Annotated in this window: 28 protein-coding genes; 10 read left to right on the forward strand and 18 right to left on the reverse strand. The window is 71.9% G+C overall.

Annotated elements, in window-relative coordinates:
- Nucleotides 1-34 precede the first annotated feature (34 nt).
- Nucleotides 35-841 carry a C40 family peptidase gene (locus AB0D93_RS25975; protein WP_362123569.1) on the forward strand — a complete coding sequence of 269 codons (807 nt, stop codon included), beginning with the start codon at nt 35-37 and terminating at the stop codon, nt 839-841.
- A 150-nt stretch (nt 842-991) separates the two neighbouring features.
- A complete protein-coding gene (def, locus tag AB0D93_RS25980; RefSeq protein ID WP_362123572.1) occupies nt 992-1,621 on the forward strand; it encodes a peptide deformylase in 630 nt (209 codons plus the stop codon).
- Between the two features lie 4 nt (nt 1,622-1,625).
- On the opposite strand, the gene AB0D93_RS25985 is transcribed toward def, so the two are convergent.
- Complete coding sequence (locus tag AB0D93_RS25985; RefSeq protein ID WP_362123575.1) at nt 1,626-2,918, reverse strand: geranylgeranyl reductase family protein; 1,293 nt, start codon at nt 2,916-2,918, stop codon at nt 1,626-1,628.
- Nucleotides 2,919-3,015: 97 nt separating this feature from the next.
- On the opposite strand from AB0D93_RS25985, the gene AB0D93_RS25990 reads away from it, so the two are divergent.
- Together AB0D93_RS25990 and AB0D93_RS25995 are read left to right on the forward strand one after the other, a co-directional pair.
- Entirely contained in the window at nt 3,016-3,546 is a 531-nt protein-coding gene (locus AB0D93_RS25990) for a GNAT family N-acetyltransferase (RefSeq protein WP_362123578.1), read from the forward strand.
- Between the two features lie 109 nt (nt 3,547-3,655).
- Nucleotides 3,656-3,964: a PASTA domain-containing protein gene (locus tag AB0D93_RS25995; protein ID WP_362123581.1), complete on the forward strand. Its 309-nt coding sequence runs from the start codon at nt 3,656-3,658 to the stop codon at nt 3,962-3,964.
- A gap of 27 nt (nt 3,965-3,991) precedes the next feature.
- On the opposite strand, the gene AB0D93_RS26000 is transcribed toward AB0D93_RS25995, so the two are convergent.
- From AB0D93_RS26000 to AB0D93_RS26025, 6 genes are all read right to left on the reverse strand, one after another.
- The gene (locus AB0D93_RS26000) at nt 3,992-4,687 is read right to left on the reverse strand and encodes a demethylmenaquinone methyltransferase (protein WP_362123584.1); all 696 of its coding nucleotides are present in this window, start codon (nt 4,685-4,687) and stop codon (nt 3,992-3,994) included.
- Nucleotides 4,688-4,932: 245 nt separating this feature from the next.
- Nucleotides 4,933-5,538: a hypothetical protein gene (locus AB0D93_RS26005; RefSeq protein WP_362123587.1), complete on the reverse strand. Its 606-nt coding sequence runs from the start codon at nt 5,536-5,538 to the stop codon at nt 4,933-4,935.
- A 16-nt stretch (nt 5,539-5,554) separates the two neighbouring features.
- Complete coding sequence (gene mqnC / locus AB0D93_RS26010; RefSeq protein ID WP_362123590.1) at nt 5,555-6,754, reverse strand: cyclic dehypoxanthinyl futalosine synthase; 1,200 nt, start codon at nt 6,752-6,754, stop codon at nt 5,555-5,557.
- Between the two features lie 71 nt (nt 6,755-6,825).
- Nucleotides 6,826-7,563 (reverse strand): A24 family peptidase, encoded by a 738-nt coding sequence (locus AB0D93_RS26015; protein WP_362123593.1) that lies wholly within the window; start codon nt 7,561-7,563, stop codon nt 6,826-6,828.
- Between the two features lie 88 nt (nt 7,564-7,651).
- Nucleotides 7,652-8,077, reverse strand: a complete 426-nt coding sequence (locus tag AB0D93_RS26020; protein WP_362123596.1) for a hypothetical protein — start codon at nt 8,075-8,077, stop codon at nt 7,652-7,654.
- 96 nt (nt 8,078-8,173) lie between these two features.
- A complete protein-coding gene (locus AB0D93_RS26025; RefSeq protein ID WP_362123599.1) occupies nt 8,174-9,022 on the reverse strand; it encodes a menaquinone biosynthesis protein in 849 nt (282 codons plus the stop codon).
- Nucleotides 9,023-9,319: 297 nt separating this feature from the next.
- On the opposite strand from AB0D93_RS26025, the gene AB0D93_RS26030 reads away from it, so the two are divergent.
- Complete coding sequence (locus AB0D93_RS26030) at nt 9,320-9,523, forward strand: cold-shock protein (RefSeq protein ID WP_004984723.1); 204 nt, start codon at nt 9,320-9,322, stop codon at nt 9,521-9,523.
- Nucleotides 9,524-9,661: 138 nt separating this feature from the next.
- On the opposite strand, the gene AB0D93_RS26035 is transcribed toward AB0D93_RS26030, so the two are convergent.
- Nucleotides 9,662-10,237: an XRE family transcriptional regulator gene (locus AB0D93_RS26035; RefSeq protein ID WP_362123603.1), complete on the reverse strand. Its 576-nt coding sequence runs from the start codon at nt 10,235-10,237 to the stop codon at nt 9,662-9,664.
- A gap of 68 nt (nt 10,238-10,305) precedes the next feature.
- Between AB0D93_RS26035 and AB0D93_RS26040 the strand changes: the two genes are divergently transcribed.
- The 3 genes from AB0D93_RS26040 to AB0D93_RS26050 are packed head-to-tail and all read left to right on the forward strand — an operon-like array spanning nt 10,306 to nt 12,001.
- Nucleotides 10,306-11,007, forward strand: coding sequence for an AzlC family ABC transporter permease (locus AB0D93_RS26040; RefSeq protein ID WP_362123606.1), 702 nt, complete (start codon nt 10,306-10,308; stop codon nt 11,005-11,007).
- Complete coding sequence (locus AB0D93_RS26045) at nt 11,004-11,318, forward strand: AzlD domain-containing protein (protein WP_362123609.1); 315 nt, start codon at nt 11,004-11,006, stop codon at nt 11,316-11,318. The genes AB0D93_RS26040 and AB0D93_RS26045 overlap by 4 nt, the downstream gene beginning before the upstream one ends.
- 32 nt (nt 11,319-11,350) lie before the next feature.
- Nucleotides 11,351-12,001 (forward strand): methyltransferase domain-containing protein, encoded by a 651-nt coding sequence (locus AB0D93_RS26050; RefSeq protein ID WP_362123612.1) that lies wholly within the window; start codon nt 11,351-11,353, stop codon nt 11,999-12,001.
- A gap of 8 nt (nt 12,002-12,009) precedes the next feature.
- On the opposite strand, the gene AB0D93_RS26055 is transcribed toward AB0D93_RS26050, so the two are convergent.
- From AB0D93_RS26055 to AB0D93_RS26065, 3 genes are all read right to left on the reverse strand, one after another.
- Entirely contained in the window at nt 12,010-12,918 is a 909-nt protein-coding gene (locus AB0D93_RS26055; protein WP_362123615.1) for a LysR family transcriptional regulator, read from the reverse strand.
- A 182-nt stretch (nt 12,919-13,100) separates the two neighbouring features.
- Nucleotides 13,101-15,044, reverse strand: a complete 1,944-nt coding sequence (locus tag AB0D93_RS26060; RefSeq protein ID WP_362123617.1) for a long-chain fatty acid--CoA ligase — start codon at nt 15,042-15,044, stop codon at nt 13,101-13,103.
- A 224-nt stretch (nt 15,045-15,268) separates the two neighbouring features.
- Complete coding sequence (locus AB0D93_RS26065) at nt 15,269-16,567, reverse strand: acetyl-CoA C-acetyltransferase (RefSeq protein ID WP_362123620.1); 1,299 nt, start codon at nt 16,565-16,567, stop codon at nt 15,269-15,271.
- Nucleotides 16,568-16,642: 75 nt separating this feature from the next.
- Between AB0D93_RS26065 and AB0D93_RS26070 the strand changes: the two genes are divergently transcribed.
- Nucleotides 16,643-17,947 carry a 3-oxoacyl-ACP reductase gene (locus tag AB0D93_RS26070; protein WP_362123623.1) on the forward strand — a complete coding sequence of 435 codons (1,305 nt, stop codon included), beginning with the start codon at nt 16,643-16,645 and terminating at the stop codon, nt 17,945-17,947.
- On the forward strand, nt 17,947-18,810 hold the full coding sequence (locus tag AB0D93_RS26075) for a MaoC/PaaZ C-terminal domain-containing protein (protein WP_362123627.1): 864 nt from the start codon (nt 17,947-17,949) through the stop codon (nt 18,808-18,810). The genes AB0D93_RS26070 and AB0D93_RS26075 overlap by 1 nt, the downstream gene beginning before the upstream one ends.
- On the opposite strand, the gene AB0D93_RS26080 is transcribed toward AB0D93_RS26075, so the two are convergent.
- From AB0D93_RS26080 to AB0D93_RS26110, 7 genes are all read right to left on the reverse strand, one after another.
- Nucleotides 18,774-19,457, reverse strand: coding sequence for a TetR/AcrR family transcriptional regulator (locus AB0D93_RS26080; RefSeq protein WP_362123630.1), 684 nt, complete (start codon nt 19,455-19,457; stop codon nt 18,774-18,776). The genes AB0D93_RS26075 and AB0D93_RS26080 overlap by 37 nt on opposite strands.
- 10 nt (nt 19,458-19,467) lie before the next feature.
- Complete coding sequence (locus AB0D93_RS26085) at nt 19,468-19,776, reverse strand: DUF4229 domain-containing protein (RefSeq protein WP_362123633.1); 309 nt, start codon at nt 19,774-19,776, stop codon at nt 19,468-19,470.
- A gap of 75 nt (nt 19,777-19,851) precedes the next feature.
- A complete protein-coding gene (locus tag AB0D93_RS26090; RefSeq protein WP_362123636.1) occupies nt 19,852-20,376 on the reverse strand; it encodes a GNAT family N-acetyltransferase in 525 nt (174 codons plus the stop codon).
- A 16-nt stretch (nt 20,377-20,392) separates the two neighbouring features.
- The gene (locus AB0D93_RS26095) at nt 20,393-21,055 is read right to left on the reverse strand and encodes a UdgX family uracil-DNA binding protein (RefSeq protein WP_362123639.1); all 663 of its coding nucleotides are present in this window, start codon (nt 21,053-21,055) and stop codon (nt 20,393-20,395) included.
- Between the two features lie 27 nt (nt 21,056-21,082).
- Nucleotides 21,083-22,246 (reverse strand): aminofutalosine synthase MqnE, encoded by a 1,164-nt coding sequence (gene mqnE, locus AB0D93_RS26100; protein ID WP_362123643.1) that lies wholly within the window; start codon nt 22,244-22,246, stop codon nt 21,083-21,085.
- A gap of 38 nt (nt 22,247-22,284) precedes the next feature.
- On the reverse strand, nt 22,285-22,740 hold the full coding sequence (locus AB0D93_RS26105) for an Lrp/AsnC family transcriptional regulator (RefSeq protein WP_061928809.1): 456 nt from the start codon (nt 22,738-22,740) through the stop codon (nt 22,285-22,287).
- A 42-nt stretch (nt 22,741-22,782) separates the two neighbouring features.
- Entirely contained in the window at nt 22,783-23,439 is a 657-nt protein-coding gene (locus AB0D93_RS26110; protein WP_362123920.1) for a UbiX family flavin prenyltransferase, read from the reverse strand.
- Nucleotides 23,440-23,460: the final 21 nt, after the last annotated feature.

Genomic DNA, 23,460 nt, shown 5'->3' on the forward strand with positions numbered 1-23,460 from the left:
AGATATGAAGGAGCCCCTGATACCGGTTGTTCCCATGTCCCACACCGCTCACATACGCAGCCACCGGAAGCCCCGCCGCAGCGCGTCGTCTCTCGCGATGCGGGCCGGAGTTGCCGGTGGCGTCCTCAGCACCCTGGCAGTCGCCGGGGCGTCGGGCTCGGCGAACGCCGCCGAGCCGGTGACGCAGACCCTCGAACTGCCCACCCTGACGGCCGACCTGGCCGCTCAGGCGGCGCAGTCCGCGGACGCCACCCAGCAGGCAGCCGCGAACTACCAGCTGCAGGCCGAGCGTGACGCGGCCGCCGCAAAGGCCGCGAAGCAGGCCAAGGCGGACCTCGCCGAGGCGAAGCAGAAGGCCGCCGAGGCCAAGAAGAAGGCCGAGGAGGCCGCCCGCAAGGCCGCCGCCGAGCGCGCCTCGCGCAACGCGGCGCGCACGACCCTCGCGGCCACCGACTCCGGCAGCTCGACGAGCACCTCCACGGCCACCGGTTCGGCCGCGGCCATCGTCGCCTTCGTCAAGGCGCAGATCGGCAAGGCGTACGTCTCCGGCGCCACCGGCCCGTCGGCGTACGACTGCTCCGGCCTGGTGCAGACGGCCTTCAAGCAGGTGGGCGTCAGCCTGCCGCGCGTCTCCCAGGACCAGTCCACGGCCGGCACCCAGGTGTCGCTGAGCAACCTGCAGCCGGGCGACATCCTGTACTGGGGCAGCGCGGGCAGCGCCTACCACGTCGCGGTGTACGTGGGCGACGGTATGTTCGTCGGCGCGCAGAACCCGTCGAGCGGTGTCGGGGAGCACCCGCTGTCGTACGACCCGCCGACCGGCGCCGTGCGGGTGCTCTGAACGCACCGCACACCTCTCGCACGCACAGGACCGCCGCCGCTCGGGGGCAGCGGTCCTTGCGTCGTTCCCGGCGCGTCAGAGCGGTGTTCCTGACATGCTCGGCGCGGGCCGCCGGCCGGCGGTCCGTCCATGAGCGAAGGAGACCGCGCGATGCCACGCGTGTTCGTGCAGGGAAGGCCCGCCGACCACTACCCCCGCCACGCCCCCGAGGCCGGGCGCGGTGCGGTGCGCCGGATCACGGAGGCCGGCGAGGAGGTCCTGCACAAGCCGTGCCGGGACGTCACGGAGTTCGGGCCCGACCTCGCCGCACTCATCGACGACATGTTCCTCACCCTGTACGCCGCCGAAGGCGCGGGGCTGGCGGCGAATCAGGTCGGGGTCGGTCTGCGGCTGTTCGTGTACGACTGCCCCGATGACGATGGTGTCCGACATGTCGGGCACGTCGTCAATCCGGTGATCGAAACGCCCACTCGCGAGCGACGGTTGCTGGACGAGGACGAGGGCTGTCTGTCGGTACCGGGGGCCGTGATGGCCGTACCGCGTCCGGACCGGGCCGTCGTGCGCGGTCAGGACAAGGACGGCGCTCCGGTCGTCGTCGAGGGCACGGGGTACTTCGCGCGCTGCCTCATCCACGAGACCGACCACACCAACGGATACCTCTACCTGGACCGGCTCTCCAACCGGGAGAAAAAGGACGCTCTGCGGCAGATGGCGGACCGGCGGGACGAGGTGTTCGCCCGCCGGGCCGCCCGGGCCGAGGAGCTGAGCCGGGCCCGGTAGGGGCTCAGGCCTTGGGAGCCACCTTGCTCAGGCCGTTGATGATGCGGTCCATCGCGTCGCCGCCCGTGGGGTCGGTGAGGTTCGCCAGGAGCTTGAGGGTGAACTTCATCAGCACCGGGTGCGTGAGGCCGCGCTGGGCGGCGATCTGCATGACCTTCGGGTTGCCGATGAGCTTCACGAAGGCGCGGCCGAGCGTGTAGTAGCCGCCGTAGGTGTCCTTGAGGACGCGCGGGTAGCGCTGCAGGGCGATCTCGCGCTGTGCGGGCGTGGCACGCGCGTGTGCCTGCACGATGACGTCGGCGGCGATCTGGCCGGACTCCATGGCGTAGGCGATGCCCTCGCCGTTGAAGGGGTTCACCAGGCCGCCGGCGTCACCGACGAGCAGCAGGCCGCGGGTGTAGTGGGGCTGGCGGTTGAAGGCCATGGGGAGGGCGGCGCCGCGGATGGGGCCGGTCATGTTCTCGGGGGTGTAGCCCCAGTCCTCGGGCATGGAGGCGCACCAGGCCTTGAGGATCTCGCGCCAGTCCAGCTCCTTGAAGGAGGCGGAGGTGTTGAGCACGCCGAGGCCGACGTTCGAGGTGCCGTCGCCCATGCCGAAGATCCAGCCGTAGCCGGGCAGCAGCCGGTCCTGGGGGCCGCGGCGGTCCCACAGCTCCAGCCAGGACTCCAGGTAGTCGTCGTCGTGGCGGGGGCTCTCGAAGTACGTCCGGACGGCGACGCCCATCGGGCGGTCCTCGCGGCGGTGCAGGCCCATCGCGAGGGACAGGCGGGTGGAGTTGCCGTCGGCGGCCACCACCAAAGGCGCGTGGAAGGTGACCTCGCGCTTCTCCTCGCCGAGCTTGGCGGTGACGCCGGTGATCCGGCCGGTGCGGTCGTCGAGGACCGGGCCGCTCACGTTGCAGCGCTCGTAGAGACGTGCGCCGGCCTTCTGGGCGTTGCGCGCGAGCTGCTCGTCGAAGTCGTCGCGCTTGCGGACGAGTCCGTAGTTCGGGTATGCGGCGAGATCCGGCCAGTCCAGCTGGAGGCGGGAGCCGCCGCCGATGATGCGCAGGCCCTTGTTGCGCAGCCAGCCGGCCTCCTCGGAGATGTCGATGCCCATGGCGACGAGCTGCTTGACCGCGCGCGGGGTGAGGCCGTCGCCGCACACCTTCTCGCGCGGGAACTCGGTCTTCTCCAGGAGCAGGACGTCGAGACCGGCCTTGGCGAGGTGGTACGCGGTCGTGGAGCCGGCCGGCCCCGCGCCGACGACGATCACGTCGGCGGTGTTCTCGGAGAGGGGCTCCTTCACGACGGTCACGGCGGGATCTCCCCAAGTTAGAAATCTGCGTGCCGACCGGCACTGGACATGGGCAGTCTATTCAGCAGAATTGATCACCCGGCTGAAGGGCTGCCCTGTGAACCGACCTCTCCCCGCGGTACGGCTGCGCGTCCCCACCCATGAGGACGCCATCGCCTGGCACCGGGTCTTCGACGACCCCGAGGTCATGGAGTTCTACGGCGGCAGGCCGGCCGCCGTGTCGGTCTACGAGGAACTCACCGCGCGGCAGCGACGGCACGACGCCGAACTCGGCTTCTGCCTGTGGACCATGCTGGACGGGTCCGGGGAGGTCATCGGCTTCACCGGAGCGCAGCCCTGGCAGCCCGCCTGGGGGCCGGCCGGCGAGATAGAGATCGGCTGGCGGCTGGGCCGGGCGCACTGGGGCAAGGGGTATGTCACCGCGGCCGCGCGCGAGACGCTGCGGCGGGTGCGGGCGGCCGGGGTGCCTCAGGTGGTGGCGATGGTCCGGCCGGGCAACGAGCGGTCGATCGCGGTGACCCGGCGGCTGGGCATGGAGCCCGCGGAGTCCTACCCGCATCCCAACCTGGACGAGCGGGCCCTCTGCTTCCGGCTCGCTCTCGACCGGACTTCCGATCACGCAGAGTAGTCCACTGCTACGGAAAGACACCGGCGCCTTCCGGGCGGGGCGCGCGGGAGTTACCCTTCCAGTACCGCTGGGGGTGACATCTGTGCGCATAACACCCAAAACACCCGAAGTGCGCGTGCCGCGGCTGGTCGGACTGATGGCCGTGGACGCGCGCGAAACGGCCCGGGCGCAGGGCCTGTTCCTCAATGCGCCGGACCGCCCGGACTTCCATCTCGCGGTCGTCGACTACGTCGTACGCCAGTACCCGCAGCCCGGCGCCGAGGTGCCCCGGGAATCGATGGTGTACGTGTGGTTCGACTTCGGTGAGGGAGAGGGCGGCGGGGGCGTGCGCGAGCCGCGCATCCCGCGGCCGCCGACGGGCGGAATGCAACGCGAACTCGGTGAGCCGGGGGACGCCTTCGAGATGATCAACCGCTGAGGACCCCGCCGGCCCCCGGCCGAGGGCTCAGCTCTCCTTGAAGCCCCGGTGCAGCGCGACCACACCACCGGTGAGGTTGCGCCAGGCCACCTTCGACCAGCCCGCCTTGCGCAGCCGCTCGGCGAGAGCGGGCTGGTCGGGCCAGGCACGGATGGACTCGGCGAGGTAGACGTAGGCGTCCGGGCTGGAGGAGACCGCGCGCGCGACCGGCGGCAGCGCCCGCATCAGGTACTCGGTGTAGACGGTGCGGAACGGCGCCCAGGTCGGGTGCGAGAACTCGCAGATCACCACGCGCCCGCCGGGCCGGGTCACCCGGTACATCTCCGCGAGCGCCGCGTCCGTGTCCTGCACGTTGCGCAGCCCGAAGGAGATCGTCACGGCGTCGAAGGTGTCGTCCTTGAACGGCAGCCTGGTCGCGTCGCCGGCCGTGAACGGCAGCCAGGTGTGCTTCTTCTTGCCGACCTGGAGCATCCCCAGGGAGAAGTCGCAGGGGACGACGTACGCGCCCGTCCGCGCGAAGGGCAGCGAGGAGGTCGCCGTACCCGCCGCGAGGTCGAGGACCTTCTGCGCGGGGCGCGCGTCGACCGCCTTCGCCACCTCCTTGCGCCAGCGCCGGTCCTGGCCGAGCGACAGCACGTCGTTGGTCAGGTCGTACCGTTCCGCCACGTCGTCGAACATCGAAGCGACTTCGTGCGGCTGCTTGTTCAGGGAAGCGCGGGTCACCCGCCCATTGTTGCAGCCCGGTCTCACGGCAGGAGCCTCGGCTTCCTGCGTGCCGCGACGTCCTCCACCCAGCCGAGGATCCAGCAGAAGAGGACCAGGACCGGGGCGAGGGACAGGAGCAGGACGGGGACGGGCGCCTCGCGGACGGCGAGTCGTACACCGGGACATGGGCGACGCGGCGACCGGCTGCAGTGGCGTGAACCAGGGTTCGGGGGCGGGCGGAGGAGGCAGGGCGGGCCGAGGGGTCAGCGGCGTCTGAACACCAGGCGGCCCGCCAGCACCGTCGCCACGCACATGACGGCTCCGCGCTCGGTGAGTTCGGCCTCGTCGCGGACGTCGAACACCGCGAACCGGGCGGCGGAACCCGGGTCGCGGGCGGGCGGCACCACGGGGGGCAGACCGGAAGCGAGGGGGTCGAGGGAGGGAACACCTCCAGGGCGCACCGACCGGCCCGCGAGCACCAGCCCGGTGCGGCCCACGGCGTCCCGCACCGCGCGGTTGCGCAGCGGTGCGCAGGCCGCCGCGACCGTGCCGTGCGCCAGCATCCGCTGCACTCCGCGCCGTGCGCTCGCACCCCAGCGGGCATCGTCCAGCGCGAGCCCGGCGAGCGCGTCGCCCGTCAGGGGTGCGGTGCCCAGCTCGTCGGCCTCCCGGGGATCCGGGTGGTACGTCTCCTCCAGCAGCTCGGTGCCATGGGGGTTGACGAATCCGGGCGTGAGAATGCCGGGCCACGTGCGGACGCGCGCGTGCGGGTACGCGGCGACCAGTTCCTCCAGCGGACCGGCGCCCGCGATGAGCTCGCCCTCGACGGCGAGGGCGTGGCCCCTGGAGTCGGTGTGGATCGTCAGCACGGCGGGAGCGGTCGGCTCAGTTGGATGCCAGCAGCTTCAGTTCGGGATGGGCCGTGCCACCCTCGATGGCCGTCGACGAGATGTGGGACATCACCCGCTCGTCCACGGGGTCGTTCGCCGGGTCGTCGTGGACGACGAGGTGCTCGTACGTCGTCGCGCGCTGCGCCGGCACGCGGCCCGCCTTGCGGATCAGGTCGATGATCTCCAGGCGGTTGGAGCGGTGCCTGGCGCCGGCCGAGGAGACCACGTTCTCCTCCAGCATGATCGAGCCGAGGTCGTCCGCGCCGTAGTGCAGCGACAGCTGGCCGACCTCCTTGCCCGTGGTGAGCCAGGAGCCCTGGATGTGCCGGACGTTGTCGAGGAAGAGGCGGGCGATCGCGATCATCCGCAGGTACTCGAAGAGGGTGGCCTGGGTGCGGCCCTTCAGGTGGTTGTTCTCGGGCTGGTAGGTGTACGGGATGAACGCGCGGAAGCCGCCCGTACGGTCCTGGACGTCCCGGATCATCCGCAGGTGCTCGATGCGCTCGGCGTTCGTCTCGCCGGTGCCCATCAGCATCGTGGACGTCGACTCCACGCCCAGCCTGTGCGCGGTCTCCATGATCTCCAGCCAGCGCTCGCCGCTCTCCTTGAGGGGCGCGATGGCCTTGCGGGGGCGCTCGGGCAGGAGTTCCGCGCCGGCGCCGGCGAAGGAGTCCAGGCCCGCCTCGTGGATCCGGGTGATGGCCTCCTCGACCGGCACACCGGAGATCCGGGCCATGTGCTCGACCTCGGAGGCGCCGAGGGAGTGGATCACCAGCTGCGGGAAGGCGTCCTTGATGGCCTTGAAGTGCTTCTCGTAGTACTCGACGCCGTAGTCCGGGTGGTGGCCGCCCTGGAACATGATCTGGGTGCCGCCCAGCTCGACCGTCTCCGCGCAGCGGCGCAGGATGTCGTCGAGGTCGCGGGTCCAGCCCTTGTCCTTGTCCTTGGGGGCCGCGTAGAAGGCACAGAACTTGCACGCCGTGACACACACGTTCGTGTAGTTGATGTTGCGCTCGATGATGTACGTCGCGATGTGCTCGACACCGGCGTACTCGCGGCGGCGTACGGCGTCGGCGGCGGCGCCGAGCGCGTGCAGCGGGGCGTCGCGGTAGAGGTCGAGTGCCTCTTCCGGGGTGATCCGCCCACCGGCGGCGGCACGGTCGAGGACAGACTGGAGGTCGGCCTTCTCGGTCACCAGGGCGTCCCTTTCGGGGAGGTTGTGGACGGACCGAACCAGCCTACGCCAGCCGTTTTCCGTGCCGGACCTCAGGCCGCGTACGCGCCGATCAGCAGCCCGGTGAGGGCGCCGGCCAGCAGGAACGGGCCGAACGGGATCGTCGTCCTGCGGCCCGCGCGCCGTACGACGACGAGGGCCCCGCCGTACAGCGCGCCGAGCAGGAAACCGGCGAAGGTGCCGAGCAGGAGCGTGGACCAGCCGTACCAGCCGAGGACGGCGCCCATCCCCACGGCCAGTTTCACGTCGCCGAAGCCCATGCCGGCCGGGTTGACGAGGTGGAGCGCGCAGTAGCCGGCGCCGAGCGCGAGGGCTCCGTACAGCGCGGTGAGCCAGTGGCCGGCGTGCTCGGGCAGCAGCGCGGCGAGGCCCAGCAGGGCGAGGGCGGCCGCGGCGAGGGGCAGGGTCAGCGGGTCGGGCAGCCGCTGCACCCTCAGGTCGACCACGGCCAGCAGCACTCCGGCGGGCGCGAGCAGCAGCCAGACCGCCAGCTCCGGCCGGGTGCCGGTGGCGGCGGCGAGCGCGGCGCAGGTCAGGGCAGTCACGAGGGAGACGGGGACGGCGGCGGGTACGTGCATACGGCGGGCCTCTCCCGCGCAGGCGCCGCACGCGACCCGGCCGATCCAGCCGCGGATCGGATGGCCGTTCGGGCAGCGGTCCCGCCAGTGCTCACCGGACGGTACGGCGAAGCGGTAGGCGGCGCGGGGCAGCAGGGCGCCCACGAGTGCCCCCCACAGCGCGGCAACGGCCGCCGGCACCCCTGCGCTCATCCGGCCCCCCGGCATCCCCGGACACCCGGGCCCGGCCCCGGCTGCTTCCAGGACCGGCCCGTGACTGCGTGTGAATCCCTATGCTGCCCTAGTAGTAGGGGTTGTACGTCTTGCCGCTGCAACAGGTGGCCAGTGGGCTGGATCCCCTGACGTCCTCGACCTGGATGCGCGCGCTGACGATGCCGTCCTTGTGCGTGGCGGTTCCCGGGAAGGACTTGCTCTTGCCCTTGCCGTCACGGTTGTTGTGCCACGGGTAGTCGTAGCGGTCGCCCTTGCCCGTCGTGATGTCGAGCCGGACCCGTACGTAGGCGCTGTCCGCCGCCTTGTCCACGACGGTCTGCTGGACGGCGATCTCCTTCCTGCTCTTCCAGTTCCATATCATCGCGCCGAGGGCTCCCCCGTCGGACGTGGTGCAGCTCTTGACCTCGGTCGCCGCCGAAGCGGACGAAGCACCCGTCATGGTCAGCGCGGCAGTGACCGCGGCTGCCGCGAACACGACGCCGTAGCGACGCATCAGATCCCCTCCCTGGACTCGATCAACAGCCTCACGGTAATCGAACAGGGCACCGGGGAAAGGGATTTGAGCGGGAGCCGGCGTGGACTGCCGGCTCTACGGCGCCAGCAGGTCCACCTTCACATCGGCCGGGAAGCCGGTCGTCGGGCCGACACGGCGGGCGAACTCGGCGACGGCCTCCAGCTGGGCCGTGCCGAAGCTGAAGTCGAGGGTGGTGAAGTACTGGGCCAGGGTCGCCTCGTCGAAGGCCTCCCAGCGGGCCGCCTGCTCGGCGACCTTGGCGACCTCCTCCAGGGAGAGGTTGCGGGATTCGAGGAAGGCCTCGTGGACCTGACGGGTGATGAGCGGCTCGCGCTCCAGGTAGTCCCGGCGGGCCGCCCAGACGGCGAAGACGAACGGCAGGCCGGTCCACTCCTTCCACAGCGCGCCGAGGTCGTGCACCTCGAGGCCGTAGCGCGGGCCGTCCAGCAGGTTCGCCCGCAGCGCCGCGTCGCCGATCAGCACCGCCGCCTCCGCCTCCTGCATCATCAGGCTGAGGTCGGGCGGGCAGGTGTAGTAGTCCGGCGCCACGTCGTAGCGCTCCGCGAGGAGGAGCTGGGCGAGGCGGACCGACGTGCGGGAGGTCGAGCCGAGGGCGACGCGGGCGCCGTGCAGGCGGTCGAGCGGGACCTGCGAGACGATCACGCAGGACATCACCGGGCCGTCGCAGCCGACGGCGATGTCCGGGAAGGCGACCAGGTCGTCGGCGTTGCGCAGGAACTCGACCAGTGTGACGGGGCCGATGTCGAGATCGCCGCGCACCAGCCGCTCGCTGAGCTTCTCCGGGGTGTCCTTGGTGAGCTCGAAGTCGAGTAGGGTGCCGGTTCTCGCGAGCCCCCAGTACAGGGGCAGGCAGTTCAGGAACTGGATGTGACCGACGCGCGGCCGGGTGCGAGAATTGTCCACATCGCGAGACTAGACCCCGTGCTGTACGGTGCCGGGACCGACCCCACCGACGCCGCACCGTCAAATGGCCCACTGGATGTTCAAACATTCGGGTGACGTGATCTTGACCTCTATTGCTTTCGGCTGCCCGCGTGCTAGGCTCGCCGCAAGTTGCAGTTTGGTTTCCCTTGCAGTACAGAGCCTGCGGAGCATGTGACCGCGGGCTCTCGTCGTTTTCAGACGAATGCAGTTGTGCAGCACCGTTTCGCACGTGCAGGTTCTGGAGCAGGGCAACCCTTTTGAGCCCAAGGAGGGCTTATGGCTACCGGAACCGTTAAGTGGTTCAACGCCGAAAAGGGCTTTGGCTTCATCGCCCAGGAGGGCGGCGGCCCCGACGTCTTCGTTCACTACTCCGCGATCAACGCCACCGGCTTCCGCTCCCTCGAGGAGAACCAGCAGGTGAGCTTCGACGTGACGCAGGGCCCGAAGGGTCCGCAGGCGGAGAACGTCACCCCCGTCTGATCACTGCCTGATCGCAGAACCTGAGAGCAGTACCCAAGGAGCCCCACGCCGTTCCGGCGACGGGGCTCCTGCCTTTTCCCGCCCGGCCGTCGGTGAATACCCGGCGAATTCTCGGCGTTCGCCCCCGCTCGCCCGCGTTTACGTGTGCTGCATGACGAGGATGAAGGCCGTGCCCGGTTCCAGCGCCTCGTACGCGTGCGGGACGTCCCCCCGATACGTCATGTAATCACCGGGGCCGAGTTCCGCCTCCTCACCGGCGGGGCCCGCCTTCAACCGGCCCGCGCCGACGATCAGATGCTCGACCGTGCCGGGGATGTGCGGTCGCGACACGCGGGCCGCACCGGGCTCGGCGCGCAGGCGGTAGATGTCCCGCCGGGCCCCCGGGGGGCTCGCGGACAGCAGCGTGGCGGCAAAGGTCGCCTGCCCCGAGGCGACCTCGGGACCGTCGCCGGCCCGGATCACCTGGACGCTCTGCACCGGCGACTCCACCAGCGCGCTGAACGGCACCTCCAGCGCGACCGCGAGCGCCCAGAGCGTCTCCACGTTCGGATTCCCGCTCGCCGCCTCCAGCTGGGAGAGCGTGGACTTGGCGATTCCGGCACGCTTGGCCAGCTCGGACAGGGACAGGCCGGTGCGGGCGCGCTCACGCTTGAGCGAGGCGGCGATCCACTCCAGCGGGAGCCGGGCGGGGGTCCGGGGAGACGGCTCGGCCATGGCGTTCGCTCCATCGGTATGATCGTTCGGCTTGACGGACGGCAGTCCTCGGTTCCATTGTAGAAAACATGCGTTCGGTACAGCGAACACGACCACCGTCGACCACTGACATGTCCCTGCTGCGCGACAGTTCGCTCGTCTGGTTCGCCAGCGGCATCGTCGGCGTCTCCTTCGGCGCCGTCTCCGTGGCGGGCGGGCTGCCGATGTGGGTGCCGGTACTGATGTCCCTGGTGGTGTACGCCGGTTCGGCCCAGTTCAGCGCGGTGGGCGTTCTGCTCGCCGGGGGCGGTCCGGTCGCCGCCGCGGCGACGGGACTGCTGCTGAACACCCGCACGGCCGCCTTCAGCCTGGCCGTCGCCGAGATCCTCGGCACCGGCCGCGCGGCCCGCTTCCTCGGCGCCCATCTGGTCACCGACGAGACGGTGGCCTTCGCGCTGGCCCAGTCCGATCCGGTACGGCAGCGCAGGGCGTTCTGGATCTCCGGGCTCGGGCTGTTCGCCGTGTGGAACACCGGGGTGGCGGCGGGCGCGCTCGCCGGTGGCGCGCTCGGGGACACCGCGCGCTACGGCCTGGACGCCGCGTTCCCCGCGGTCCTGGTCGCCCTGGTCCTGCCCACGCTGCGCGCGGACCCGAGGGTACGGCGGTGCGCCCTGCTCGGCGCCGCGCTGGCCCTGGCGGTCACGCCCGCCGTGCCCGCCGGGCTGCCGGTCCTGCTCGCCCTGGCCGGGCTCCTCCTGCATCGCCGACAGCCCGTGGAGGCCGCGGTATGAACGCCACCGTCGCCGTGATCCTCGCGTTGGCCCTCGGCACGTACGCGTTCCGGCTGGTGGGACCGGTGCTGCACGGGCGGGTGGAGATACCCGCCCGGGTGCAGGAGCTGGCCTCGGCCGGGGCCGTCGTCCTGCTCGTCGCCCTGCTGGCCACGGGGGCGCTGACCGAGGACGGTGGCTTCGCAGGGTGGGCGCGGCCGGCCGGGGTGCTGGCGGGCGGCGTACTGGCCTGGCGCAGGGCGCCGTTCGTCGTGGTGGTCCTCGGCGCGGCCGCGACCACGGCGCTGCTGAGGCTGGCCGGAATCGCCTGACCTGTCGGTGCCCTCCGTTAGCGTCACCCCCCATGACCGACGCCCCTGACTTCCTCACCGCCACCCGCACCTTCTACGACGCCGTCGCCGAGGACTACGCCGAGCAGTTCCAGGGCGTGACCGCCCGCACCCCGCTGGAGCGGGCGCTGTTCAGCGCCTACGCCGAACTGGTCGGACCCGGCGCCAGCGTGGCCGACCTCGGCTGTGGCCCCGGCCGGAACACCGCCCACCTCGCGGCCCTCGGCCTGTCCGTCTTCGGGCTCGACCTGTCCGAGTCCATGCTCGCCATCGCCCGCCGCGAGAACCCCGGGCTGCGCTTCGAGCAGGGATCCATGCTGGACCTGCCCCTTGCCGACGGCACGCTGGCCGGTGCCGTCTCCTGGTACTCCAGCATCCACACCCCGGTGGATGAACTCCCCACGCTGTTCGCGGAGTTCCTGCGCGTCCTCGTGCCCGGCGGCCACCTCCTGCTCGCCTTCCAGGCGGGCGACGCGCCGCGCCGGCACGAGCGTCCGTGGGGTCACGAGGTGACACTGGACTTCCACCGGCGCCGCCCGCACGAGATGGCCCAGCTGCTGACCGACGCCGGATTCCTCCTCCGTTCCAGCACCGTCCGCGAGCCGGACGAGGCCTTCGGGGAGACGGTCGCGCAAGCGTTCCTGTTCGCCCAGAAGAAGGGCTGACCCCCCGCTCAACCCCCGGCGGCCCCCGCACCACCGGCCCGGAACTCCGCGACCGTGTCGGCGAACGCCCGTGCCGGAGGGCTGAGGGCGTCCCACCGGCGGACGGCCCAGCCGACCGGCAGCGGGCGCAGGCCCCGCAGCGGGACGAGCCGCAACTGGCCCTCCCCCGCTGCCGGGAGACCCGGTACGGCCGGTACGACCGCCCTGCCCACCCCCAGCTCGGCCAGCAGCAGCGCCGTGTCCCAGTCGGCGACGCTCGTGTCGTAGGTGAAGCGGACGCCCAGCTCGGCGCAGGCCGCGTCCAGATGGACGGCGGACGTGGAGTTCGGCGGGAGCCGGATGAGCCGGACGTCCCGCAGCTCGGCAGGGTCGAGATCCGGCCGTCGGGCGAGGGGGTCGTCGGCGCGGACGGCGAGCAGCCAGGGCAGTTCGGCGACGGTGCGCTGGTCGATGCCGCGGACCTGCGGGCCGACGGTTATCCAGGCCAGGTCGAGCGTGCCGCCGGCCAGCGCGTCGAAGGTGCCGCGGCCCGAACTGACCGTGCGGAACTCCAGGTTGACCTTCGGGTGACGGCGCCGGAAGGTGACCACCGCGTCGGACATGAAGTGCCGGACGGTCGTGGCACCGGTGGCGACGCGGACGTACCCGCTGTGGCCGTCGACGAGGTCGCGCAGCTGCCGTACGGCCAGGTCCAGCCCCCAGATGCCCTCGGCCGCGGCGGCTTCGAGTATGCGTCCGGCCTGGGTGGGGACGACGCCCCGCGGTTGCCGCTCCAGCAGGGCGATCCCCGTCTCCCGCTCCAGCCGCCTCACATGCTGGCTGACGGCGGACTGGGTGCAGCCGAGGTCGCGGGCGACGGAACTGAGGCTGCCGGTGCGGCACACGGCAACGAAGACGCGGAGGTCGTCGAGGGTCACAACACCCAAGCTAACACTTGGATCCATGGAGGAAACCCAAGGATTGACTGGGGGTCAGGAGGCGTACGAGGATCGGTGACGGGCCGCGACCGACCCAGGCGGCAACCCGCTCCCCGCCCCGCTGAGTCCGGACGACGCGGGAGAAGCGGGGAGCGGGTGCCGACCCGCTGCGCCAGGCCCGGTCACCGCCCGGCGTACAGCCCCTCCACCTCGCTCGCGAAGTCGGCCGCGATCTGCTGCCGGCGCAGCTTCATGGAGGGGGTCAGATGGCCGGCCTCCTCGGTGAAGTCGACGGGCAGGACGACGAAGCGGCGGATGGACTCGGGCCGGGAGACCAGCTTGTTGGCCTCGTCGATCGCGCGCTGCAGGACGGCGTCCAGCTCCGGGTCGCTCAGGAGCAGTTCCGGCGGCACCGGGTGCTTGCCGATCATCTGCCGCCAGTGCGTGATGCCGTCGGGGTCGAGGGTGATGAGGGCCGCGACGTACGGGCGGGCGTCGCCGACCAGCATCACCTGGGAGATCAGCGGGTGCTGGCGCAGCCAGTTCTCCAGCGGGGCCGGGGCCACCGACTTGCCGCCCGAGGTGATCAGCAGCTCCTTCTTGCGGCCGGTGATGGTGAGGTACCCCTCGTCGTCCAGCTCGCCGATGTCGCCGGTCGCCAGCCAGCCGTCCCGGGTCGCGGGGACGACACCGCCGGCCTGCGGGTCCCAGTAGCCGCGCAGTACGTGCTCGCCGGCGACGAGGATCTCCCCGTCGGCGGCGATCCGCACCCGGGTGCCGGGCAGCGGCCAGCCGACGGTGCCCAGACGGGGCTTGAGCGGCGGGGTGACGGTCGTGGCGCCGGTGGTCTCGGTCAGGCCGAAGCCCTCGAAGATCTCGATGCCGGCGCCGGCGTAGAACGCGGCAAGGCGCCGGCCGAGCGGGGAGCCGCCGCAGATGGCGTACCGGACGCGACCGCCCATGGCGGTGCGGATCTTGCGGTAGACCAGCGGGTCGTAGAAGGTGCGGGCCGTTTTCAGGGAGCGGCTGGGGCCGCTGCCGGTGCCGGTCTGCCGGGCCTCCAGCGCCTCGCCGTAGCGCCGGGCCACGGCCGCCGCCCGGTCGAAGACCGCGACGCGCCCGCCCGACTCGGCCGTCGCACGGGCCGAGTTGTAGATCTTCTCCAGCATGTACGGGATGGTCAGCAGACAGGTCGGCCGGAAGGCGGCGAGGTCCGGCAGCAGGTCCTCGGCGGCCAGGCTCGGCGCGTGTCCGAGGCGGACCCGGGCCCGCACGCAGGCGATGGCCACCATCCGCCCGAAGACATGGGACATCGGCAGGAACAGCAGGACCGACGGCTCCTCGTTCTGCGCCTTGAAGACCGGGTGGAGCAGTTCGATCGCGTTGTCGACCTCGGCGAAGAAGTTGCCGTGCGAGAGGGCGCAGCCCTTGGGGCGGCCGGTGGTGCCGGAGGTGTAGATGAGCGTGGCGAGGGTGTCGGGGCCCAGCATGCCGCGCCGTACCGCGACTTCGCCGTCCGGCACCTGGGCGCCGGCCTCGGCGAGCCGGTCCACGTGGTCCTTGTCCATCACCCACAGATGGCGCAGATCGGGCAGGTGCTGGAGTTCCGGGCCGATGGCGGAGGCCTGGCCGGAGGTCTCGGTGATCAGGGTGACCGCACCGGAGTCGTGCAGGATCCAGCGGGTCTGGAAGACGGAGGAGGTCGGGTAGATCGGCACGGTGACCAGTCCGGCGGCCCACGCGGCGAAGTCGAGCAGCGTCCACTCGTACGTCGTACGGGCCATGACGGCGATCCGGTCGCCGGGCACCAGCCCCTCGGCGATCAGTCCCTTGGCCACCGCGAGTACCTGCTCGGCGAAGTGAGCGGCCGTCACGTCCGCCCAGCGGCCGTCGGGCAGCCGGCGGCTGAGCACGGTGTGGGCGGGGGCGGTCTCGGCGTTGTCGAACGGCAGGTCCGCGAGCGAGCCGTGTTTCACCGGGGGCTTGAACGGCGGTACGGAGACCTCCCGTACGGCCCCGTCCAGGCGCTGGACCCAGGGCTCCACGAGGACCGGGCGGCCGTCGTAGTCGACGGCGGAGACGGGCGGGCCGGAGGAGAGGGGGGCGTTCGGGAAGGGCGACGACACGGGGCGGCTCCTCTGGCGTGCTGCGGTGCACGGCTTGCTGCATGACGTACGTGCCTCGCGCACCGAGGCGTTCACCCGCGGCACACGGCCGGAAGGGGGTTACCGCAGGTTAGGGAGGCGATCGTACGGGTCCGCTGTGAGGGGATCGTGCGGGTTCGGAGGTGGTCCGGGGCCGGGGGTGTGCAGCCTCGCGGGTCATGTGACAGGGCCTCACGTCGGGTGGGTCACGTGCGCTCCAGGACCGCCGTCACACCCTGGCCGCCCGCCGCGCAGACCGAGATCAGGCCCCTGCCGGGGCCCTCCCGCTCCGCGAGGAGTTTCGCCAGGGTCGCCACGATCCGAGCTCCGGTCGCGGCGAAGGGGTGACCGGTCGCCAGTGAGGAGCCGGCCACGTTCAGCCGCGTCCGGTCCACCGGCGTGAGGCCCCGCCTCTCCCACGCCGCGAGCGTGGCGAGCACCTGGGAGGCGAAGGCCTCGTGGATCTCGACCAGGTCGAAGTCGGCCAGGTCCAGGCCGGTGCGCTCCAGCATCCGCGGGACCGCGTGGGCGGGTGCCATCAGCAGGCCGTCCTCGCCGTCGGACACGTCGCCGTGCACGAAGTCCACGGCGGCCGTCTCGTAGGCGGTCAGGTAGGCCAGCGGCGCCAGGCCGCGCGCCTCCGCCCACTCCTCGCTCGCCAGCAGCACCAGCGCGGCACCGTCGGTGAGCGGGGTGGAGTTGCCCGCGGTCATGGTGGGTTCGGGGTGCGCGAGGCCGAACACCGGCTTCAGGGCGGCCAGTTCGCCGGGGGTGGAGTCCGGCCGCAGGTTCTGGTCCCGTTCCAGGCCCCGGAAGGGCACCAGGTCCGTGAAGAACCCGCGCTCGTACGCCGCCGCGAGCCGCCGGTGGCTCGTCGCCGCCAGTTCGTCCTGGGCCGCCCGGCCGATGCCCCAGGCCCGCGCGGTCACGGCCGCGTGCTCGCCCATGGACAGCCCCGTGCGCGGCTCGGCGTTGCGGGGGACGTCCGGGACCAGGTGCGCGGGACGGATCCTCGCGAGCGCCTTCAGCCGGGCCGCCGCCGACTTCGCCCTCCTGGCCTGGAGGAGGATGCGGCGCAGGTCGTCGTTGACGCCGAGGGGCGCGTCGCTCGCGGTGTCGGCGCCGCCCGCGATCGCCGACGCGGTCTGCCCGAGAGCGATCTTGTTGGCGGCGGCGATCACGGCCTGGAGTCCGGTGCCGCAGGCCTGCTGGACGTCGTACGCCGGGGTGCGCGGGTCCAGCTTGGAGCCGAGGACGGTCTCGCGGGCGAGGTTGAAGTCCCGGCTGTGCTTGAGGACGGCTCCGGCGACGAACTCGCCGATCACGCCGGGCCCTTGGAGGCCGTGGCGTTCGGTCAGGCCGTCGAGGGCAGCCGTGAGCATCTCCTGGTTGGAGGCGGTGGCGTACGGGCCGTCGGAACGGGCGAAGGGGATGCGCGTGCCGCCGAGCACCGCGACCCGGTGCGGGAACGCGGCGGGCCCAAGAGGGGACTTCCGGGGGCTCATCTCGACCTCTCCTCACCGCGTGACGTAGTCTTACCGGCGGTAACCTTACTCCAGAGTAAGCAGTGGGGGCAGGACATGGCAGACCGCTATCTCAGCTTCACCGGCACGGCGCCCGGCCGTCTCCTCACCCGGCGGCTCGGGCTGCCGCAGCCGGCGACGCTGCGTCGGTGGTCGGCCGGAGCGCCCACGCTGCAGGGCGGGTTGCTGCATCTCACCGCCGGGAAGTCGGAGCTCGCCCTCACGTCCGTCCTCGCCCGCACCGGGCTCCCCCAGGAGGGTGCGCGGCCGCCCGGCGCCGTCGTTCTCGACGCCACCGGCGTACGGGACGTCGACGCGCTCGGCGAGGTGCACGCCGCCCTCCACCCCGTCGTACGGTCCGTCGCCCCGAGCGGCCGGGTCGTCCTGCTCGGCGCCCCGCTCGACCTCGCCGACCACCACCAGTGCGCGGCCCAGCAGGCGCTGGAGGGTTTCGCGCGCTCCCTCGGCAAGGAGATCGGCGGGGGCAGGACCGTGAACCTGCTCAGCCTGACGGACGCGGCCGCCGCCGAGTCCACCCTGCGCTTCCTGCTCTCCCCCAGGTCCGCCTACGTCAGCGGCCAGGTGATCGAGACCGGGGACGGGGAGGTCACCGCGCCCGCCGACTGGGCGAAGCCCCTGGCCGGGCGCACGGCGCTGGTCACCGGGGCCGCGCGCGGGATCGGCGAGGCGGTCGCCGAGACCCTGGCCAGGGACGGCGCGCGGGTCGTCGTACTCGACGTGCCGGCGGCCGAGGCGGACGCCCGCCGGGTCGCCGACCGGCTCGGCGGCCTGGCGCTCGCCCTGGACATCACCGCCGCGGACGCGGGCGCGCGGATCGCCGCCGCCCTGCCCGACGGGCTGGACGTGCTGATCCACAACGCGGGCATCACGCGTGACCGCCGCCTGGTCAACCTGCCCGCCGACCGCTGGGGTCCGGTTCTGGAGGTCAACCTCGCGGGCGTGCTGCGCACCACCGACGCCCTGCTCGCCGAGGGCACCTTGCGGCCCGGCGGCCGGATCGTGGCCACCGCCTCCATCGCGGGCCTCGCGGGCAACGCGGGCCAGACCAACTACGCGGCGAGCAAGGCGGGGATCGTGGGGCTGGTCCGCTCCCTGGCCCCGCGCGCGCTCGCCGAGCATGGGGTCACTGTGAACGCGGTCGCGCCCGGCTTCATCGAGACGAGGATGACGGCCGCGATCCCGCTGTTCATCCGGGAGGCCGGGCGCCGGATGAACTCCCTCGCACAGGGCGGGCTGCCCGTCGACGTCGCCGAGACCACCGCCTGGCTCGCCCATCCGGCCTCCGGCGCGGTCAACGGCCAGGTCGTCCGCGTCTGCGGCCAGAGCCTGCTGGGGGCGTGATGAACGCCGTCACCCTGACCGCCGCCCCCGCCCTGGCCCCCCTGCTGGCCCGCGGCGCGCTGCGTTCGCCGTTCAAGCGGCCCTCCCCGGAGGCCGGCTTCCCGCGCACCCGGGTGGTGCTGCCCGGCGTGCGGGTCGACCTGGCCCGGCTGGCCGCCTACGAGCGGGCGTGCGGCTACGCCGCCGGCCCGGCGGCCGACGCGGACGCACTGCCCGTCACGTACCCGCACGTCCTCGGCTTCCCGCTGGCCATGCGGCTGATGACCGACCCGGCCTTCCCGCTGCCGCTGCTGGGGCTCGTCCACACGTCGATCGAGATCACCACCCGGCACGCCTGTCTTCCGGCGACCGGGGAGTACGAACTCGCCGTGCACATCGAGGGACTCGCCCCGCACCGGCGCGGCACCGAAGCCACGGTGGTCACCGGGATGCGGGCCGGCACGGACGTCGTCTGGGAGTCGCGCAGCACCTATCTCGCACGGCACGGCACCGGCGGCCGCCCCGCACCGGAGCCCGCGCGCGAGGACCCCCCGCTGCCCGTCGTCGCCGAGTGGCGGCTCGCCGGGGACGTCGGCCGGCGGTACGCCGCCGCGTCCGGCGACCGCAACCCCATCCACCTGTACCCCCTCACCGCCCGCCTCTTCGGCTTCCCGCGGCCCATCGCGCACGGCATGTGGACGGTGGCCCGCTGTCTGGCCGCGCACGGCACAGGCGGCTCCGCCGTGCTGCGGGCGCGGTTCCTGTCACCGGTGCTGTTGCCGGGGGCGGTGGCCTACGGGGCGGACGGGTCGGGACGGTTCGAGCTGCGGGGTGCGGGGGGCCGGCTTCACCTGCTGGGCGAGGTACGACCGCTCTCCGGCTGAGTTCCTCCGGTCGACGGCGTCCACACCTGGCCCCGCATCAGGTTCCCCAGGCCCGACCAGGCGAAGTTCATCAAGGTGGTCGCCGCCTGCCGGGCCGTGACACCGGGTGCGGTGTTGGCCCACGCGGCCAGCGACTCCGCCGCGCCCACCAGGGCCTCCGCCAGGCCGGCGACCTCGTGCTCCGGCAGGTCGGGATCCCGGTGGGCCTCCCGGGCGGCGACCACCACCAGCCGGGTCACGAACGCGACGATCTCCTCGCGCATCGCGGCGACCTCGGCCGCGAAGGGCTCCCCGTGCGTACGGGCCTGGAGGTGCAGCACCGACCAGGCATCGGGGTGCTCGGCGGTGTGCGCGAAGAAGGCCTGGAGGCCGTCCCACAGTTGGCGGTCGGTGGGCAGGTCCGTGCGGACCCCGGCGCGGACGGCGGCCGTCAGCGCGCCGGCCTCACGCCGGATGCAGGCGGTGAAGAGGTCTTCCTTGGAGTTCAGGTACAGATAGACCAACGGCTTGGAGACGCCCGCGAGCTCGGCTATCTCGTCCATGGAGGCGGCCATGTAGCCGCGTTGCCCGAAAACGCGTACGGCGGCGTCGAGCATCTGCTGCTCCCGTACCGCACGCGGCATCCGCTTGGTCTTCGCCCCACCCATGAGGGCAAGACTAGTTGGACGCGGCCGCCCCGCCCTGCGCCCGCGCGGCGTCGTCCGCGCCGTCCTCCTGGGTGCGGTTGGCGTCCAGGTTGGCCTTCATCCGGTCGACCCTGGTCACGATCCGCGCCGAGGCGCGGTCCCGCTCCCCGCGCAGCACCACCCAGCTGATCGGCGCCGACAGGACCAGGGCCAGCAGCAGGACCCACAGGCCGTTGGAGTTGCCGAAGCCGCGCGGGAAGATGCCGGAGTAGACGGCTCCCCAGACCACCACGAGGCAGCCGGCGAAGATGCCGAGGCGCATCAGCGTGTAGCGGAGCATCTCAATCCAGTCGTCCGATTCCAAAAGGGGTCATCGTCCAGTGAAGCATGACAGGGAAGGGATCTTGCAGGGGGGTCAGTCGAGCGGGAGCAGCATGAACACGTCGTCCCGGTCGTCGCCGGGCGCGACCCGGATGGCACCGGGGACCCGGCCGACCTCCTTGTAGCCGCAGGACGCGTAGAACCGCTCCAGGCCCAGGCCGCCCCGGCAGGTCAGGCGTATCGCGTCGACGCCGTCGAAGCCTCGGGCCGCGTCGGCGGCGGCCGCCAGCAGTTCGCGGCCGTACCCCTTGCCCTGGTGCCGGGGGTGGACCATCACCGTGTACAGCCACACCCAGTGGGTCTGGAGCCGGTGCGTGTTGTGGGCGAAGAAGGCGGTCGCGGCCGGCTCGCCCGTCTCGTCGCAGCCGAGGAGCAGCCGGTGCCGGCCCTCGGCCATGCCCACGAAGTGCCGCACCAGTTCCGGCCGGATGTCCTCCCGGCTCACCGGCGGCACAAAACCCACGGCGCCGCCCGCGTTGGAGACGTCCGTCCACAGGTCGAGGATGCCGTCGCGCAGGGCCGGTGTGATGGCGGGATCCAGCGTGAAAGTAAGTGGCATAGGGCCACTGTATCTATTACCCGAGGGCGTCTGCAGCCACTTTCAGATCGGCGACGAGCCCCTCGTAGGCGGCCTTCCTGTCCGCGTCGTCCTGGGCCCGCAGCACGGAGGACGGGTGCACGGTGGGCACCAGCCGCTCGGGCCGCCCGTGGATCTCCCGCTCCAGGACGGTCCCGCGCACCTCGCCCACCCGGAACGACGACCCCAGCAGCGCCTTCCCGGCCGTCGCGCCCAGCACCACGATCAGCTCGGGTTCCACCAGTGCGAGCTCCGCCGCGAGCCAGGGTCCGCACGCGGTCATCTCCCGCAGGCTCGGCGCCTTGTGGATCCGGCGCTTGCGCGGCTCGGCCCGGGTGAACTTGAAGTGCTTGACGGCGTTGGTGACGTACGCCTCGCCCGGGTCGATGCCGGCTTCCGCGAGGGCGCGGTCGAGGAGCTTGCCGGCCGGGCCGACGAACGGCTTGCCCTGGCGGTCCTCCTGGTCACCGGGCTGTTCCCCGACGAGCATCACGCGCGCGTGCGCGTTGCCCGCGCCGAACACCGTCTGCGTGGCGTTCTCGTGCAGGGGGCAGCCCCGGCAGTCGGCGGCGGCCTTGCGTAGGGCGGTGAGACCGGCACCCTCGGGGACGAAGGGAGCGGCGGTGTACTGATCCTCGGGGGCGGCTGCACGGGAACTCACAGCCGCCGGGTACCCCTGACCGGGGTGTCACACCCGCATGGGCTGGGGCGACTCCCGGCGCGCCGGGTCGGGGCCCTCGTACTCGCGGATGATCTCGTAGCGCGTGTTGCGCTCCACCGGACGGAAGCCGGCGTCGCGGATCAGGTCGAGCAGGTCCTCGCGGGTGAGCTTGTTCGGGGTGCCGTAGTTGTCGGCATCGTGCGTGATCTTGTACTCGACGACCGAGCCGTCCATGTCGTCCGCGCCGTGCTGCAGGGCCAGCTGGGCGGTCTGCACGCCGTGCATCACCCAGAAGACCTTGAGGTGCGGGACGTTGTCGAAGAGGAGGCGGGAGACGGCGAAGGTCTTCAGGGCCTCGGCGCCGGTCGCCATCTGGGTGCGCGCCTGAAGGCGGTTGCGGATCTTGCCGTCCTTCATGTCCACGAAGTCGTGCTGGTAGCGCAGCGGGATGAAGACCTGGAAGCCGTTCGTCTCGTCCTGCAGTTCACGCAGGCGCAGGACGTGGTCGACCCGGTGGCGGGGCTCCTCGATGTGGCCGTAGAGCATGGTGCACGGGGTCTTCAGGCCCTTCTCGTGCGCCAGCCGGTGGATGCGGGACCAGTCCTCCCAGTGGGTCCTGTGGTCCACGATGTGCTGCCGGACCTCCCAGTCGAAGATCTCGGCGCCGCCCCCGGTGAGGGACTCCAGGCCCGCGTCGATCAGCTCGTCGAGGATCTCGCTCGCGCTCAGCCCGGAGATCGTCTCGAAGTGGTGGATCTCCGTCGCCGTGAAGGCCTTCAGGGAGACGTTCGGCAGGGCGGCCTTCAGCTCCCGCAGCGAGCGCGGGTAGTAGCGCCAGGGCAGGTTCGGGTGCAGGCCGTTGACGATGTGCAGTTCGGTGAGGTTCTCCGACTCCATCGCCTTGGCGAGCTTCACGGCCTCCTCGATGCGCATCGTGTACGCGTCCTTCTCGCCCGGCTTGCGCTGGAAGGAGCAGTACGCACAGGAGGCCGTGCACACGTTGGTCATGTTCAGGTGCCGGTTGACGTTGAAGTGGACCACGTCACCGTTCTTGCGGGTGCGCACCTCGTGGGCGAGTCCGCCGAGCCACGCCAGGTCGTCCGACTCGTACAGCGCGATGCCGTCCTCGCGGGTCAGCCGCTCACCGGAGCGGACCTTCTCCTCCAGCTCGCGCTTGAGCCCGACGTCCATGCCAACACCTTTCCACGACAGCACGGCCAACCGTATCCCTAGACCTCTTCGGGCAGTTCCCCGACCCGGTTCTCCCACTTCGTGGACAGCACGATGGTGGTACGGGTGCGGGAGACGCCCTTGGTGCCGCTGAGCCGCCGGATGGTCCTCTCCAGGCCGTCGACGTCCGTCGAGCGCACCTTGAGCATGTAGGAGTCGTCACCGGCGATGAACCAGCAGTCCTCGATCTCCGGCAGGTCCCTGAGGCGCTGGGCGACGTCCTCGTGGTCGGCGGCGTCGGAGAGCGAGATGCCGATCAGCGCGGTGACGCCGAGGCCGAGGGAGGCCGCGTTCACCGTGGCGCGGTAGCCGGTGATGACACCGGCCGCCTCCAGCCGGTTGATGCGGTCGGTGACGCTGGGGCCCGACAGGCCGACGAGACGTCCCAGCTCCGCGTACGAGGCCCGGCCGTTCTCCCTCAGGGCCTGGATGAGCTGCCTGTCCACCGCGTCCATGCGATCGAAGCCTTCCGGTGAAAGTTCCTGAAGTGATGAGAGCTACTGCTGGTTGCCCGACGAGCCGCCGCCCAGGTCGCCCTGCCAGCGCCGGTACAGGCCGTGCGCGACGCCTGCCGCGTCCAGCACCCGTCCGGCGACGAAGTCCACCAGGTCCTGGATGTGGGTGGCGCCCGCGTAGAAGCCGGGCGAGGCCGGTACGACGGCGGCGCCGGCGTCGTCCAGCGCGACGAGGTGCCGCAGCGTCTGGCCGTTCAAGGGGGTCTCCCGCACGGCCACCACGAGCGTCCGGCGCTCCTTCAGGGTGACGCTCGCCGTCCGCTGCAACAGGTCCTTGGACAGCCCGAGGGCGACCCCGGCCACGCAGGCGGTGGAGGCCGGGACGATGATCATCCCCTTCGCCGGGTACGACCCGGAGGACGGCCCGGCCGCGAGGTCACCCGCGTTCCAGTACCGCACGCCGCCGATGTCGGCGTCGAAGGTCCCGGGCTTGCCGTCGGCGCCCCGGGCCAGCCAGTCCCGCAGGTCGTCCTGCCAGTGGGCGTCACGGAACGAGATGCCGGTCTCGTCCAGCAGCGTCAGCCGCGAGGCCCGGCTGACCACCAGGTCGACCGCCTCCCCCGCCTCCAGCAGCGCCCGCAGCACGGCGGCCGCATACGGCGTCCCGGAAGCACCGGACACCCCCACGATCCAAGGCACGCGCTGCGTTTCTCCTGCGTT

Origin of the sequence: Streptomyces sp. NPDC048191, assembly GCF_040652655.1 — a bacterium.
Lineage (GTDB): Bacteria > Actinomycetota > Actinomycetes > Streptomycetales > Streptomycetaceae > Streptomyces.